Annotated in this window: 15 protein-coding genes; 12 read left to right on the forward strand and 3 right to left on the reverse strand. The window is 59.3% G+C overall.

Going from position 1 to position 15572, the window contains the following annotated elements; all coding sequences use genetic code 11:
• Positions 1-120 precede the first annotated feature (120 nt).
• The 3 genes from JV201_RS03795 to JV201_RS03805 are packed head-to-tail and all read left to right on the forward strand — an operon-like array spanning position 121 to position 2800.
• Entirely contained in the window at positions 121-999 is an 879-nt protein-coding gene (locus JV201_RS03795; RefSeq protein WP_177040627.1) for a hemin ABC transporter substrate-binding protein, read from the forward strand.
• Complete coding sequence (locus tag JV201_RS03800; protein WP_003212144.1) at positions 996-2033, forward strand: iron ABC transporter permease; 1038 nt, start codon at positions 996-998, stop codon at positions 2031-2033. The genes JV201_RS03795 and JV201_RS03800 overlap by 4 nt, the downstream gene beginning before the upstream one ends.
• Positions 2033-2800 (forward strand): heme ABC transporter ATP-binding protein, encoded by a 768-nt coding sequence (locus tag JV201_RS03805; RefSeq protein ID WP_219406533.1) that lies wholly within the window; start codon positions 2033-2035, stop codon positions 2798-2800. Before JV201_RS03800 ends, JV201_RS03805 begins: the two co-directional genes overlap by 1 nt.
• A gap of 249 nt (positions 2801-3049) precedes the next feature.
• Here the strand turns inward: JV201_RS03805 and JV201_RS03810 are convergent, their stop codons facing one another.
• The 3 genes from JV201_RS03810 to JV201_RS03820 form a co-directional block, all read right to left on the reverse strand.
• The gene (locus tag JV201_RS03810) at positions 3050-3322 is read right to left on the reverse strand and encodes a TfoX/Sxy family protein (RefSeq protein ID WP_003212140.1); all 273 of its coding nucleotides are present in this window, start codon (positions 3320-3322) and stop codon (positions 3050-3052) included.
• Between the two features lie 201 nt (positions 3323-3523).
• Positions 3524-3868: a pentapeptide repeat-containing protein gene (locus JV201_RS03815; protein WP_008436884.1), complete on the reverse strand. Its 345-nt coding sequence runs from the start codon at positions 3866-3868 to the stop codon at positions 3524-3526.
• A gap of 94 nt (positions 3869-3962) precedes the next feature.
• Positions 3963-5519 (reverse strand): bifunctional aminoglycoside phosphotransferase/ATP-binding protein, encoded by a 1557-nt coding sequence (locus JV201_RS03820; protein ID WP_003212136.1) that lies wholly within the window; start codon positions 5517-5519, stop codon positions 3963-3965.
• A gap of 118 nt (positions 5520-5637) precedes the next feature.
• On the opposite strand from JV201_RS03820, the gene mrcB reads away from it, so the two are divergent.
• The 9 genes from mrcB (at position 5638) to msrQ (ending at position 15464) form a co-directional block, all read left to right on the forward strand.
• Positions 5638-7962, forward strand: a complete 2325-nt coding sequence (gene mrcB, locus JV201_RS03825) for a penicillin-binding protein 1B (RefSeq protein WP_102604517.1) — start codon at positions 5638-5640, stop codon at positions 7960-7962.
• A gap of 16 nt (positions 7963-7978) precedes the next feature.
• Positions 7979-8719: a M48 family metallopeptidase gene (locus JV201_RS03830; protein ID WP_219406534.1), complete on the forward strand. Its 741-nt coding sequence runs from the start codon at positions 7979-7981 to the stop codon at positions 8717-8719.
• Entirely contained in the window at positions 8719-9048 is a 330-nt protein-coding gene (locus tag JV201_RS03835; protein ID WP_003212129.1) for a YqcC family protein, read from the forward strand. The genes JV201_RS03830 and JV201_RS03835 overlap by 1 nt, the downstream gene beginning before the upstream one ends.
• 431 nt (positions 9049-9479) lie before the next feature.
• Complete coding sequence (locus JV201_RS03840; protein ID WP_008436892.1) at positions 9480-11204, forward strand: acetolactate synthase 3 large subunit; 1725 nt, start codon at positions 9480-9482, stop codon at positions 11202-11204.
• A 2-nt stretch (positions 11205-11206) separates the two neighbouring features.
• Positions 11207-11698 carry an acetolactate synthase small subunit gene (gene ilvN, locus JV201_RS03845; protein ID WP_219406535.1) on the forward strand — a complete coding sequence of 164 codons (492 nt, stop codon included), beginning with the start codon at positions 11207-11209 and terminating at the stop codon, positions 11696-11698.
• A gap of 50 nt (positions 11699-11748) precedes the next feature.
• Positions 11749-12765, forward strand: coding sequence for a ketol-acid reductoisomerase (gene ilvC, locus JV201_RS03850; protein WP_003212125.1), 1017 nt, complete (start codon positions 11749-11751; stop codon positions 12763-12765).
• Positions 12766-12909: 144 nt separating this feature from the next.
• Positions 12910-13767, forward strand: a complete 858-nt coding sequence (gene pssA, locus JV201_RS03855; protein ID WP_003212123.1) for a CDP-diacylglycerol--serine O-phosphatidyltransferase — start codon at positions 12910-12912, stop codon at positions 13765-13767.
• A 63-nt stretch (positions 13768-13830) separates the two neighbouring features.
• Positions 13831-14844, forward strand: coding sequence for a protein-methionine-sulfoxide reductase catalytic subunit MsrP (msrP, locus tag JV201_RS03860; RefSeq protein ID WP_003212121.1), 1014 nt, complete (start codon positions 13831-13833; stop codon positions 14842-14844).
• Complete coding sequence (gene msrQ, locus JV201_RS03865; protein ID WP_219406536.1) at positions 14844-15464, forward strand: protein-methionine-sulfoxide reductase heme-binding subunit MsrQ; 621 nt, start codon at positions 14844-14846, stop codon at positions 15462-15464. Before msrP ends, msrQ begins: the two co-directional genes overlap by 1 nt.
• Positions 15465-15572 lie beyond the last annotated feature (108 nt).

Here is a 15572-nt window from a genome sequence, read left to right on the forward strand (position 1 = left end):
AATTATCAAATGCCGGCTTCGCCCGTAAGCTGACTGGGCGCTCTGTACGATGTCGGGCAGCCTTGATCTGTCACATTGCGAGCGTTTCAGCGGGCTCACCCCTTGGAAGGAAACCCTTTTATGCGCCTGAGTGCCAGTGCTATCGCGCTCGTTGTCGGACTGCTGGTCAACGCTGGGGCCCAGGCCTCTGAACTGCCACAACGCTGGGTCAGCGCCGGTGGTGCGTTGTCGGAATGGGTGACGGCCCTGGGCGGTGAGTCAAAGCTGGTGGGCGTGGATACCACCAGCCAGCATCCGGAATCCCTCAAGGCGTTGCCGAGCATTGGTTACCAGCGTCAGTTGTCGGCGGAAGGCATTCTGAGCCTGCGCCCGCAAATCCTGGTGGGCACCGAGGAAATGGGGCCGCCACCGGTGTTGGCGCAAATCCGCAATGCCGGTGTGAAAGTGGAGCTGTTTTCAGCCGAGCCGGATCTGCCGACGCTGCAGGGCAACCTTCAGCATTTGGGCAAGCTGCTGGGTAACGAAGCGAAGGCTGCAGAACTGTTCAGTGACTATCAGCAACAACTTGACCACCAAAAGAACTGGGTGGCCAAGGCCCAGGCCACTCAAAAGGCGCCTGGAGTGCTGTTGCTGCTGGGACATGCCGGCGGCAAACCGCTGATTGCGGGCAAAGACACGGCGGCTGACTGGATGTTGCAGCAGGCCGGCGGCCATAACCTGGCGACCCACGATGGTTACAAGCCGTTTTCCGTAGAGTCGCTGGCGGGGCTCAATCCTGAGGTGCTGGTGTTTGCCGATCGCGCTTTGACCGGGGATGCGGCCCGCGCCGCGTTGTTCAAGGAAAACCCGATCCTGGCTTCGACGCCAGCGGCCAAGAATGGACGCGTCTATGAACTGGACCCGACGCTGCTGGTGGGTGGGCTTGGGCCACGCTTGCCGCAAAGCCTGGTGAGGCTGTCTGCCGGGTTCTATCCGTCTCAGGCTAATACCGCCCCATGACCACTCTGGTTAAACCGCGAACCCTTTTTATCGGCTTGAGTCTGCTGTGTGTATTGGCTATCTGGTTGTCATTGGCCCTTGGACCGGTGAGTTTGCCGTTAATGGACACACTGCGGGCAGCCTTACGCTTGATGGGTGTGCCAATCGAGGCCCAAGGCCTGGAGCAGGCGGAGTTGATCCTCGGGCAGATTCGCCTGCCGCGTACGTTGCTGGGCTTGGCCGTCGGTGGGGTTCTGGCACTTTCAGGCGTTGCAATGCAGGGGCTGTTTCGCAATCCATTGGCTGATCCCGGGTTGGTCGGGGTTTCCAGCGGTGCAGCGTTGGGCGCGGCGATTGCGATTGTCGGTGGTTCGTTTTTTGGCGGTTTGCCGGATGCACTCGGGCCTTATCTGCTGTCGTTGTGTGCCTTCCTCGGCGGTTTGGGGGTAACAGCGCTGGTCTATCGCCTGGGGCGGCGCAACGGCCAAACCAACGTCGCGACCATGTTGCTGGCGGGTATCGCCCTGACGGCGCTCGCCAGTTCGGCGGTGGGCCTGTTCACCTACCTGGCAGATGACGCTACCTTGCGCACCCTGACGTTCTGGAACCTGGGCAGCCTGAATGGCGCCAGCTACTCGCGCTTATGGCCGCTGCTGCTGGTCAGCGCCGGCGTAGCACTTTGGCTGCCGCGCCGGGCCAAGGCGCTGAATGCACTCCTGCTGGGTGAGTCGGAAGCCAGTCACTTGGGCATTGATGTTGAAGGCCTCAAGCGCGAACTGGTGTTCTGCACCGCGCTGGGCGTGGGCGCGGCCGTGGCGGCTGCGGGGATGATCGGCTTTGTCGGGCTGGTGGTGCCGCATCTGGTACGCCTGCTGGCGGGGCCGGATCATCGGGTGCTGCTGCCAGCCTCGGTGCTGGCGGGGGCGAGTTTGCTGTTGTTTGCCGATCTGGTGGCGCGCCTGGCCTTGGCGCCGGCGGAATTACCGATCGGCATTGTTACCGCGTTTATCGGTGCGCCGTTTTTCCTCTACCTGTTGTTACGAGGGCGCGCCTGATGCTGCGAGTAGAAGACCTGCAGATCTGCCGTGGGCGCAAAACTGTGCTGGCGGACATCACCCTGGACCTGTTGCCAGGAGAAGTGCTCGGCGTATTGGGCCCCAACGGTGCGGGAAAAAGTACATTGCTCGGTGCGTTATGCGGCGAGTTGCAGCCCGACCAAGGCCTTGTGTGGCTGGATCAGCGTGAGTTGAAAGACTGGGGCGGAGCGCAGCGTGCCCAGCGGCTGGCGGTGTTGCCGCAGACCTCGACCCTGGACTTTGCCTTTCGCGTCGAAGAGGTGGTGGGCATGGGGCGCTTGCCTCATCAGACGGGCCGGGTGCGTGACGATGAAATCATCAATGCTGCCTTGCAGGCTGCCGACGTTAGCCATTTGAGCGGGCGCAGCTATCTGGCGTTGTCGGGCGGCGAGCGGCAGCGTGTGCACCTCGCACGGGTGCTGGCGCAGCTATGGCCGGGTGAAGCGGGGCAGACCTTGTTGCTGGATGAGCCGACGTCAATGCTTGACCCGCTGCACCAGCACACCACCTTGCAGGCGATCCGCCGCTTTGCCGACCGTGGCGCGGCGGTGCTGGTGATCCTTCACGACCTGAACCTAGCGGCGCGCTACTGTGATCGCATCCTGTTGCTGGAGGATGGCCGGCCCCATGCGTTGGACACACCGGCACAGGTGTTGCGGCCTGAGCCGCTGAAGGCGGTATTCGGGCTGGATGTGTTGGTGCAGCCGCATCCGGAGCGCGGCCATCCGTTGATCATTGCCCGCTGAAAATCGCCGCAGTTTTTTATGGGCAAAAAAAGACCCGGCAAGAGCCGGGTCAAATAACCGTGATTAGCCTGATGAGGAGATAATCTGAGAGTCCGAACCAATGGTCTTTCAGTTATCGGCTGATCTCGCGACCAGTTGTGATAATCATAACGATTCTCATTTGAGAGTCAACATTTGTTTTTGCGGTCTCTTCGAATTTCCTCAAACTTCTGTTTGGAATCCCCGTAAACGCGGGTGCAAGTTGGCGTCTCAATTCTTTTGGCGTGCCGTCAGAGCGTCCAGCTGACGATTTAAAGCTTCCTTGCGTTCAACGGGAATGTCATTCCAGTGCACATCCATCAGCGCGCCTTCAATGGCATACAACAACACTTTGGATGCCCTGAAACCGCGGGTGCGTACGGCACGGTACGCGTCGACTGCCCCCAGGCGGCGTAGGTCGGACGCACTGTGGATGCCCACCGCATGCAGCCATTGCGCCGACGTCTTGCCAAGGTTTTTCAGGTGTTGCAGCTCATCATTCATCAAGCCTCCTTGCGACGGCCGAATGGTTCGGTGGGTATCGTGACCAGGCAAGCCTGAAAGGAGTGTAGCGCTCAGTAGGAAAAGCGTAGTTCTTTGGTCGGCAACGACCTAAAAGCTTCTAAGGCAGGCGGGGGGGGGGTTAGCGTAGGAAAGGGTGAAGCCCCCGGTACCTTGTGCGTAGCCGGGAGCCGATGCAGCGGTTTAGCGTGTGCGGTAGCGCAGGCGTGTGCCGAAATTGACGGACATCAGGATCTCGTCGGCGCTTAACTCAGGGGGGAAATAAGTGCCGGAGATCTGGGCGTGCGCCAGGCTCGCGCCTTCCAGTGGGCAGTCACGCAAATCCAGGCCGCGCAAGTCGGCGGAGCGGAAATAAGCGTCGGTGAAATCCACGCCCTCGGCATTCAGGTCGCGCAGGTCCAGGCCGCGAAAGTCGCCACCGCGCATATCGATGGTGCCGTCTTTCGGACGCTCCTGGTTGAAGCCGCGGATATCATCTTTATGCAGAAGCGCGTACAGCGGGGTATCAAGTAGCTTCGGCTGGCTCACAATGGCGACTCCCGTGTTGGAATTATGGCGCCATTATAGTGCCACTATTTCTCGGCCGTGAGCCCCGGAAGGCTTCACGACCAAGAAATATTTCTTACAGCCCCGGCAGGCGCTGGCGAATATGTGCCACCAATGCGTCCAGGGTCCCGCTTTCATTGGTCTCCACGCGCTTGCTGAGCAGCAACTCCTCGGCGCTGAGCGGGTCACGGGTGGCCTGCTGTTCTTCGATGATGGCCAGGGTGGCGTCGGAAGGGTCGTTCTTGTCCGCCTGACGTTGTGCCAGCCAAGCGGCGATTACCGCCTGTGGCGCATTGCAGTCAAGGATCAGGAATGGCGCGCCGGTGGCCTCGGCGATCTTGGCCGCCGCGTCGCGTTGTTCTCGCTTGAGGAAGGTCGCGTCCAATACCACCGGGAAACCGGCGCGCAGTACGGTGTCGGCGATTTCGTTCAGGCGCGCGTAGGTCGCGGCGCTGGCGTCTGCGGCGTAGATCCCGGCCTGCGGCGTGTTCTCGACCTTCTGCTCGCCGAACAGGCGCTTGCGCTCTACGTCCGAACGCAGGCGAATCGCCCCCAATGCTTCTACGAGGCGCATGGATACATGGCTTTTGCCAACGGCCGATACCCCATGGGTGATGGCCAGGAAGCGCGACGGGATGGTGCTGTAGCTTTCTGCCAGGTTGGCGTAGTTGCGGTACTGGCGCAGGGTGGTAGCGCGCTGCACCGCGTCCGCCTCGGAAGGCATGCTGAACAGCGCGATCTTCGCGCGTACCAGAGCGCGGTAGGCTTTATAGAAGTTCAGTACTTCCAGGCCTTGATAGTCGCCGGTCAGCTCCAGGTATTGGCTGATGAAGCGTCGTGCCAGGCTCTTGAGGCCGCGGTCTTCCAGGTCCATCGCCAGGAAGCCGGTGTCGGCATACACGTCGGTGAAGCGGAACGGCTCGTTGAACTCGATGCAGTCGAAGATCACCACGTGGCCATCAATCATCGTGGCGTTGCCCAGGTGGATATCACCGTGGCATTCACGGGTGAAGCCATTGAGCTTGCGTTGTTCGAACAGTGGCTTGAGGCGCTCGAAGCTGCTTTCGGCCCAGGCCTGCAAGGCGTCCAGTTGTGCCAGGTCGGCCTTGTCGCTGAGGAACGGACGGATCTGCTCGAAGTTCTGCAGCACCGGTGCCATGACATCGTGCGGCGTGCCAGCAGAGTTAGTGGCCGGCACTTTCGGGGCATTCAGGTGAAAATGCGCGATCTGCCTGGCCATTTCGTCGATGTGCGCGCTGGTCAGTTCGCCGTTGGCCTGCAGAGTGCTGAGCAGTTGGCTTTGCGGGAACTGGCGCATTTTCAGCATGTAGTCGACCACCGGACCGTCGCCGCCCAACTGCGGTGCCTCGGCGCTGCCGGTGATCGGCAACACTTCAAGATACAAATCATCGGTCAGGCGCTGGTTGAGGCGCAGCTCTTCATTGCAGAAGTGGCCGCGGGCTTGCAGGGTGGTGAAATCGAGGAAGCCGAAATTCACCGGCTTCTTCATCTTGTAAGCATAGGGCCCAGTGAGCAGGACCCAGGAAATATGGGTCTCGATGACTTGGAACTGATCCACCGGATGGGGAAACAGGGCCGGGTTTTGCAGGGCAGCAATCAGGGACTGGCTCACGGGCGATCCTTCAGAGTCTGGGAAAATTCATGGCGGGCATTATGGCTCCTACAGGCGGTCGTGCAAACCGCTGTCCGGCTCATGTTGGTCATCAATAAAGTGCGTATAATCCGCCGCCATGACTCGTACCCGATCTCCCCGTTCCCGTAAAAAACCTCCTTCCCGCGGCCTGCGCCCTTGGCTGGGCTGGGCGCTTAAGCTCAGCCTGGTAGGGCTTGTCGTGATCGCCGGCTTCGCGGTTTACCTCGATGCCGTGGTCCAGGAGAAGTTCTCCGGCAAGCGCTGGACCATTCCGGCCAAGGTCTACGCGCGCCCGCTGGAACTGTTCAGCGGCCAGAAGCTGAGCAAGGATGACTTCCTCACCGAGCTCGATGCCCTGGGCTATCGCCGCGAACCCGTGAGCAATGGCCCCGGCGCCGCTGCCGTCAGCGGCAACACGGTTGACTTGAACACCCGCGGCTTCCAGTTCTATGAAGGCCTGGAAAAACCCCAGCCGGTGCGCGTGCGCTTCTCTGGCGACTACGTAGCCGAACTGTCCTCGCTCAACGGCTCGAAGTTGCCGGTGGTGCGCCTGGAACCCTTAATGATCGGTGGGATTTATCCGAAAAACCTGGAAGACCGCATCCTGATCAAGATCGATCAGGTGCCGCCTTACCTGCTGGATACCCTGATCGCCGTCGAAGACCGGGATTTCTACAGCCACTGGGGCGTATCACCGAAGTCCATCGCGCGCGCCATCTGGGTCAACACCTCCGGCGGCAAGATGACCCAGGGCGGCAGTACGCTGACACAGCAATTGGTCAAGAACTTCTACCTGACCAACGAGCGCAGCCTGACCCGCAAGCTGACCGAAGCCATGATGGCGATGCTGCTGGAGCTGCACTACAGCAAGCAGGAAATTCTTGAGGCGTACCTCAATGAAGTGTTCGTTGGCCAGGACGGTCAGCGTGCCGTCCACGGTTTTGGTCTGGCCAGCCAGTTCTTCTTCGGCCAGCCGTTGTCCGAGCTGAAGTTGCACCAGGTGGCGCTGCTGGTGGGCATGGTCAAGGGGCCGTCCTACTACAACCCGCGTCGCAACCCGGAGCGGGCGCTGGAGCGCCGTAACCTGGTGCTGGATGTACTTGAGCAGCAAGGTGTCGCCACCCCTGAACAAGTGGCCGCCGCGAAGAAAATGCCACTGGGTGTAACCACCCGCGGCAAGCTCGCCGACAGCTCCTTCCCGGGCTTTATCGACCTGGTCAAACGCCAACTGCGTGAAGACTACCGCGACGAAGACTTGACCGAAGAAGGCCTGCGGATCTTCACCAGTTTCGACCCGATCCTGCAGATGAAGGCCGAAGCGTCGGTCAATGACACCTTCAAACGCCTGACAGGTCGTAAAGGCTCTGACGACGTCGAGGCTGCGATGGTGGTGACCAACCCGGAAACCGGCGAAGTCCAGGCCATGATCGGCAGTCGCCAGGCCAGCTTTGCCGGGTTCAACCGGGCGCTGGACGCGGTGCGGCCGATTGGCTCGCTGGTCAAGCCGGCGGTGTACCTGACCGCGCTGGAAAAACCGAGCAAGTACACGCTGACCAGTTGGCTGTCCGATGACCCGCTGTCGGTCAAAGGAGCTGATGGCCAGATGTGGACGCCGCATAACTTTGATCGTCGCTCCCACGGTACGATTTTCCTGTACCAGGGCTTGGCGCATTCCTACAACATCTCGACTTCCCGTCTCGGCCTTGAGCTGGGCGTGCCGAACGTGCTCAAGACGCTCGGCCGGTTGGGCATCACTCGGGAGTTCCCGGCGTTTCCATCGATGCTGTTGGGTGCGGGCGCGATGAGCCCGATGGAAGTGGCGACCATGTACCAGACCCTGGCCAACGGTGGTTTCAATACGCCGATGCGTGGGATCCGGAGCGTGTTGACGGCCGAAGGCGAACCGCTCAAGCGTTATCCGTTCCAGATTCAGCAACGCTTTGACCCGGCCTCGATCTACCTGATCCAGAACGCCATGCAGCGCGTGATGCGCGAAGGTACCGGGCGCTCGGCCTACAACGTGCTGCCGGCCAACCTGACACTGGCTGGCAAGAGCGGTACCAGTAACGATTCGCGGGACAGCTGGTTCGCAGGGTTCAGCCAGGACCTGCTGGCAGTGGTTTGGCTGGGGCGTGATGACAACGGCAAGACGCCGTTTACCGGTGCCACCGGCGCGTTGCAGGTATGGACCAGTTTCATGAAAAAGGCCGATCCACTGCCGCTGAACATGCCGCAGCCGGACAATATCGTCCAGGCCTGGATCGATCCGCACACCGGCCAGGGTTCCGATGCCAACTGTCCGGGCGCGGTGCAGATGCCGTATATTCGCGGCAGCGAGCCACCACCCGGTGCAGCCTGCGGAGCCAGTGCGCCCGCCAGTGCTGAATCGGTGATGGATTGGGTCAAGGGCTGGATGAATTAAGCAAAGAGGGTTTCACGTGAACAAGTTGTTGATTCCAGCTATTACAGTTTTGGCATTGCTCGGTGGTTGCGCCAGCGTGGAGCGGGGCTCTATTCCGGTGGTGGACTCCAGTACAACGGTGTCCAACAACGACCGGATCTCGGCCAACGGCGGCTTCCGCCAAACCGTTACCAACCGTCCTGCCCAGGCCCGGCCCCAGGCGCAAGCCGTGCCTCAGGACTCTGGTGTAGTGGTGATGATCCCGGGTGGCGGTGCTGCCACCTCGGCTCCGATCAGTACTCAGCCGTGGACCCCAGGCCCAAGTACATCGGGCCCGATCGACGCCACGCCGATTCAAACGGCACCGGTCAACCAGGGCACCTACAACATGCCGTCGACGCCGAGTGGAATTCCTTCCGCCAGCAGTGCCGGCGGTCTGTCAGCCGATGAGCAGTTGGATGGCCCTGTGTTGGCGTTGCTCACCACTGCCCAACAGCAGCAGTCGGGTGGCGATTTGAACGGCGCATCGTCGAGCCTCGAGCGCGCCCAGCGCGTGGCACCGCGTGAACCGCAAGTGCTATACCGCCTGGCTCAGGTTCGCATGGCCCAGGGCGATGCCCCACAAGCTGAACAATTTGCCCGCCGCGGCCTGACCCTGGCCAATGGCCGTCCAGACCTGCAGGCCAGCCTGTGGAGCTTGATCGGTGATGCCCGCGAGAAGCAAGGCGATGCTGCCGGCGCCGCCCAGGCTCGGCAAAAAGCCAAGGTAAGCCTCTGATGGATGCACGCTTTCCGGCGATTGCCGAACAGTTGTTGTTGATCGAGCGCGAACTGCGCTTGCAGGGCTGGTGGGACGAAGTGTCCCCCAGTGCTGAAGCCTTGAGCAGTGTTGAGCCGTTTTCCGTCGACACACTGGACTTTCACCAGTGGCTGCAATGGATTTTCCTGACACGGATGAAGCAAATCCTCGAACAGGACCTGCCATTGCCCAATGCGTCGGGGATTCTGGAGATGGCCGAGATGGTTTACGCCGATCGGCCACTTGAGAGCCTTGGCCTGCGGACTGCGCTGAAAAAGTTCGATCAACTGATCGTCGACGCTCGTTAATTGCCTGGCTGCCGGTTTTTCCGGCAGTCTTGCGCATATTTCTACCGCTTTGCGCCATTCAGGCGAGTTTTATCCCTCCTCAAGCCCCTTTCTTCTACGTTCTCATGCGCTTAGTTGGAAAAAAGCGCAATTATTGCTTGACTTGGAGGGGCTGAAACAGAAGAATCCAAAGTCCGCTGTAGAGGGACTGCCAGAAGCAGACCCACTCAGCAGATCATGAGGCGCATACCCGCGCCGACCTGTTACACCCGCAACGCGTTACCTCGCGCTGGGTGGGAAAATCCCGCAACACTTGGGACGCTCCCAATACTTGCTCAGTCAGTGCTGACGTAGTCGGCGACCACCGTCGCTCATGCTCTGCTGAGAAGTAAACCTATTAAGACCCGTCGGTTTTTAACGGACGGTATTCTGGCGTTTTAGAGGTGAACAACGTGGAGCTTTTATCTGGCGGTGAGATGCTCGTCCGCTTTTTGCGTGACGAAGGCGTCGACTATATCTACGGGTACCCAGGTGGTGCTCTGCTGCATGTCTACGACGCACTGTTCAAGGAACCGGCTGTTACCCACATCCTGGTTCGCCACGAACAAGCTGCTACCCATATGGCTGACGGTTACGCCCGTGCCACCGGTAAAGCCGGTGTGGTACTGGTGACTTCCGGCCCTGGCGCGACCAATGCCATTACCGGCATCGCGACGGCCTATATGGACTCCATCCCGATGGTGATCATTTCCGGCCAGGTGGCGAGCACCATGGTCGGTACCGATGCATTCCAGGAAACCGACATGATCGGTATTTCCCGGCCGATCGTGAAACACAGCTTCATGATCAAGCATGCCTCGGAAATCCCGGAAGTCATGAAGAAGGCGTTCTACCTCGCACAGTCCGGTCGCCCGGGTCCTGTGGTGGTCGATATCCCGAAAGACATGACCAACCCGGCGGAAAAATTCGAATACATCTTCCCGAAGAAAGCCAAGCTGCGTTCCTACAGCCCGGCCGTTCGCGGGCACTCGGGGCAAATCCGTAAAGCAGCAGAAATGCTGTTGGCGGCCAAGCGTCCGGTGCTCTACTCGGGTGGTGGGGTGATTCTGGGCGGCGGTTCCGCGCCGCTGACCGAACTGGCCAAGCTGCTCAACCTGCCAGTCACCAATACGTTGATGGGCCTCGGCGCGTTCCCAGGGTCGGACCGTCAGTTCGTCGGCATGCTCGGCATGCACGGCAGCTACACCGCCAACCTGGCCATGCACCATGCTGACGTGATCCTCGCCGTCGGTGCGCGGTTCGATGACCGGGTGATCAATGGCGCGAGCAAGTTCTGCCCGAATGCCAAGATCATCCACATCGATATCGACCCGGCATCCATCTCCAAGACCATCAAGGCCGACGTGCCTATCGTAGGTCCTGTGGAAAGCGTGCTGACCGAAATGGTCGCTGCGCTGAAGGAAATCGGCGAAGCCCCGAACAAGGATTCCGTTGCCAGCTGGTGGAAGCAGATCGACGAGTGGCGCGGTGATCGCGGCCTGTTCCCTTACGACAAGGGTGATGGCAGCGTCATCAAGCCACAGACCGTGATCGAAACCCTGTGCGAAGTGACCAAAGGCGATGCTTTTGTGACCTCCGATGTGGGCCAGCACCAGATGTTCGCGGCGCAGTACTACAAGTTCGACAAGCCTAACCGCTGGATCAACTCCGGTGGCCTGGGCACGATGGGCTTTGGTTTCCCTGCAGCCATGGGTGTGAAGCTGAGCTTTCCGGATACTGACGTTGCGTGCGTCACCGGCGAAGGCAGTATCCAGATGAACATCCAGGAACTGTCGACCTGCCTGCAATATGGCTTGCCGGTGAAGATCGTCTGCCTGAACAACGGTGTACTGGGCATGGTTCGCCAGTGGCAGGACATGAGCTACGGCAGCCGTCACTCCCATTCCTACATGGAGTCTCTGCCTGACTTCGTCAAATTGGTTGAAGCCTATGGCCATGTCGGCATGCGCATCACCGATCTGAAGGATTTGAAGCCGATGATGGAAGAGGCGTTCGCCATGAAGGACCGCCTGGTGTTCCTCGATATTCAGGTCGACACCAGCGAGCACGTCTACCCGATGCAGATCAAAGACGGCTCCATGCGCGATATGTGGCTGAACAAGACGGAGCGTACCTAATCATGCGGCACATTATCTCCCTGCTTCTGGAGAACGAACCGGGCGCTCTGTCACGTGTGGTCGGACTGTTTTCGCAACGCAACTACAACATCGAAAGCCTTACGGTGGCGCCGACCGAAGACCCGACCTTGTCGCGTCTGACGTTGACCACCGTTGGCCATGATGAGGTGATCGAGCAGATCACCAAGAACCTCAACAAGCTGATCGAAGTGGTCAAGCTGGTCGACTTGTCGGAGAGTGCCCACATCGAGCGTGAGCTGATGCTGGTCAAGGTCAAGGCTACGGGTGCACAACGGGCCGAGATCAAGCGCACTACCGACATTTATCGCGGGCAGATCGTCGATGTGAGCGCCAGCGTTTATACCGTTCAACTGACCGGTACAAGCGAAAAGCTGGACAGCTTCATCCAGTCGATCGGGACGGCCTCGATTCTGGAAACTGTACGCAGTGGCGTCACCGGGATTGCTCGTGGCGACAAAGTACTCAGCATCTAACTCAAATTTAGCGAATGGCCTTAAACGGCCTGGATATATAGAGGAACCTCATGAAAGTTTATTACGATAAAGATTGTGACCTGTCGATCATCCAGGGCAAAAAAGTCGCCATCATCGGCTACGGTTCCCAGGGCCACGCCCAAGCGTGCAACCTGAAAGATTCCGGCGTTGACGTGACCGTTGGCCTGCGCAAAGGCTCGGCCACTGTTGCCAAGGCTGAAGCCCACGGCCTGAAAGTGACTGACGTTGCTTCTGCTGTTGCTGCTGCCGACCTGGTCATGATCCTGACCCCGGACGAGTTCCAGTCCGCGCTGTACAAGAACGAAATCGAGCCGAACATCAAGAAGGGCGCCACCCTGGCCTTCTCCCACGGCTTCGCGATCCACTACAACCAGGTTGTGCCGCGCGCCGACCTCGACGTGATCATGATCGCGCCGAAAGCACCGGGCCACACCGTGCGCTCCGAGTTCGTCAAAGGCGGCGGTATCCCTGACCTGATCGCGATCTACCAGGACGCCTCGGGCAACGCCAAGAACGTCGCACTGTCCTACGCTGCTGGCGTGGGTGGCGGTCGTACCGGCATCATCGAAACCACCTTCAAGGACGAGACTGAAACCGACCTGTTCGGCGAACAAGCCGTTCTGTGCGGCGGTACCGTTGAGCTGGTCAAGGCCGGTTTCGAAACCCTGGTTGAAGCTGGCTACGCGCCGGAAATGGCTTATTTCGAATGCCTGCACGAACTGAAGCTGATCGTTGACCTCATGTACGAAGGCGGTATCGCCAACATGAACTACTCGATCTCCAACAACGCCGAATACGGCGAGTACGTGACTGGCCCGGAAGTGATCAACGCCGAGTCCCGTCAGGCCATGCGCAACGCCCTGAAACGTATTCAGGACGGCGAATACGCCAAAATGTTCATCAGCGAAGGTGCAACCGGCTACCCTTCGATGACCGCCAAGCGTCGTAACAACGCCGCTCACGGTATCGAGATCATCGGCGAGCAACTGCGCTCCATGATGCCGTGGATCGGTGCCAACAAGATCGTCGACAAAGCCAAAAACTAAGTCGTACGGATCAAGGGAAAACGCGGCTTAGGCCGCGTTTTTTCGTTTGCGGGGCAGGTTCTGGTATAAAGCTGCATCGTTTGCGGGCGAACACTCGCCGCAAGTTTCTGTCGAAATTTTTCACACCGTTGCAAGGTAAAGTCCATGAGCGAACGTCCCGAAGAGCCAAACCAGGCCTCTGACGCCGAAAGCCTGCTACCGATCGATGAACATGTCGAAGAAGGGCACGATGCTGAAGGCCGTAAAGTCCGGCATCGTGGCATCTATCTTCTGCCCAATCTGTTCACCACTGCGAACCTGTTCGCGGGGTTCTACTCCATCATCAATTCCATGAGTGCCCAGAGTGCGTTGGCGGCCGGCGATGCGGCCGGGGCCAGCAAGTACTTTGGTTTTGCCGCGATAGCGATCTTCGTCGCCATGGTCCTTGATGGCCTGGATGGCCGGGTTGCGCGGATGACCAACACCCAGAGTGCCTTCGGCGCCGAGTATGACTCGCTGTCGGACATGGTTGCCTTTGGTGTGGCGCCGGCGTTGCTCGCATTTGCCTGGGCGCTGGGTGATATGGGCAAGGTTGGCTGGATGGTTGCCTTCATCTATGTGGCGGGCGCGGCATTGCGTCTGGCGCGGTTCAATACCCAGGTGGGGACTGCCGACAAGCGCTACTTCATTGGCCTGGCCAGTCCGGCTGCGGCGGGTGTGGTAGCCGGTATTGTCTGGGCATTCAGCGACTACGGTATCCAGGGTTCCAAGATGTCGTTCCTGGTGGCCTTGATGGTTGCGGCGGCCGGCATGCTGATGGTCAGCAATATCAAGTACAACAGCTTCAAGGAGCTGGATCTCAAAGGGCGTGTGCCGTTTGTGGCTATCCTGGCAGTGGTGCTGGTGTTTGCCGTGGTCTTCAGTGATCCGCCGCGAATCCTGCTGCTGGCTTTCCTTGTGTATGCCGCGTCCGGCCCGGTGCAGTACCTTCTGCATCTTCGTCAGCGCAAAACGTTGCCTTAATGTAATTTCCCCCATACTCCGCAGTCTATTGGTGCATCTGTCCTCCAAAGCTGCGGAGTTGCCATGTTAATCAAGTTTCCCAAAGCGTCTGATTGCCAAGAATCGGATGTCACGCCTGAATCCCTCTATTTCTCTCGCCGCAGCTTGCTCGGTGGTGCGCTTGCCGGCCTGGCTGCCAGCAGCCTGCCGCGTTGGGCCAGTGCGGATGATGCGGCACGTTATGCCGATGTCGAGCCGGGCAATGCACCTGGCTGGTTTGCCGAAAAGCTGCCGGGTACCAAATGGCAGGCGATTACCGTCAAGGACGAGGCCATCACCCCTTTCAAGGACGCAACCCACTACAACAACTTCTATGAGTTCGGTACGGATAAGGGCGACCCTGCAGCCAATGCCGGATCTCTGAAGACTGAGCCGTGGAGTGTGGTGATAGATGGTGAGGTCGCCAAACCTGGGCGCTATGCGCTTGAAGACTTCATGAAGCCCTATCAGTTGGAAGAGCGAATCTATCGACTGCGCTGTGTAGAGGCCTGGTCGATGGTCATTCCGTGGATAGGGTTCCCTATATCGGAACTGCTCAAGCACGTCGAGCCGACCTCGAACGCCAAGTACATTCGTTTTGAAACCCTGCAGGACCCCAAGAGCATGCCGGGGCAGCGGTCCAACTTCGCCTTGATCGACTGGCCTTATGTAGAAGGGCTGCGATTGGATGAGGCGATGAATCCCCTGGCGATCCTTGCGGTGGGCATGTATGGGCGGGAGCTGCCGAACCAGAACGGCGCGCCGTTGCGGTTGGTGGTGCCGTGGAAGTACGGATTCAAGAGCGTCAAGTCGATCGTGCGCATCAGCCTGGTCAGCGAGCAGCCGAAAACCACCTGGCAAAGTATTGCCGCGAGTGAGTATGGGTTTTACGCAAATGTGAATCCTACCGTCGACCATCCGCGTTGGACCCAGGCGCGGGAGCGGCGGTTGCCCAGCGGGCTGTTCAGTCCCAATGTGCGTGAGACACAAATGTTCAACGGCTACGCCGATGAAGTCGCCTCTCTTTATACGGGCCTCGATCTGCGGAAGAACTATTGATGCGCTATCCGATCTGGCGCATCGGCGTCTTTATAGCAGCGGCGGTGTGGCCGCTGTTCTGGCTGTACGAGGCCTGGAGCTTTGCGCTGGGACCTGATCCGGGCAAGGTGCTGATGGATCGGCTCGGGCTTGGCACCTTGATTCTGTTGTTAATAACCCTGGGTATGACACCGTTGCAGAAGCTCAGTGGTTGGGCGGGGTGGGTCGCCGTGCGACGGCAACTGGGATTGTGGTGCTTTGCCTATGTGGTTTTGCATCTCGCTGCTTACTGCGTGTTTATCCTTGGGTTGGATTGGTCGCAGTTGGGGGTTGAGCTACGGAAGCGGCCTTACATTATTGTGGGTACGTTGGGATTCCTTTCTCTATTGGTGCTGGCAGTCACCTCCAACCGATACAGTCAGCGTCGCCTTGGTGCGCGCTGGAAGAAACTGCATCGTTTGGTTTACGTGATTCTCGGGCTTGGTTTGCTGCATATGTTGTGGATCGTGCGGGCAGATCTGAAGGAGTGGGCTATCTATGCATCTATAGGGGTGGTGCTTCTGGTCCTGCGTATACCACCGGTGACGCGCCGAATTCCCCGTCTTATTGCTAAAAAACCATCTTCTGCAACAAAAGCGTAATTAACCCTTGACGGCAGATTCTGGAAGTCTATAATTCGCCCCACTTCCGGCGCAGTCGAAACGGAAAACTCCTTGGTAAACAAAGAGTTATGTAGGTTTCGACAGCGA

It is taken from the genome of Pseudomonas sp. Colony2 (assembly GCF_019382755.1).
Classification (GTDB): Bacteria; Pseudomonadota; Gammaproteobacteria; order Pseudomonadales; family Pseudomonadaceae; genus Aquipseudomonas.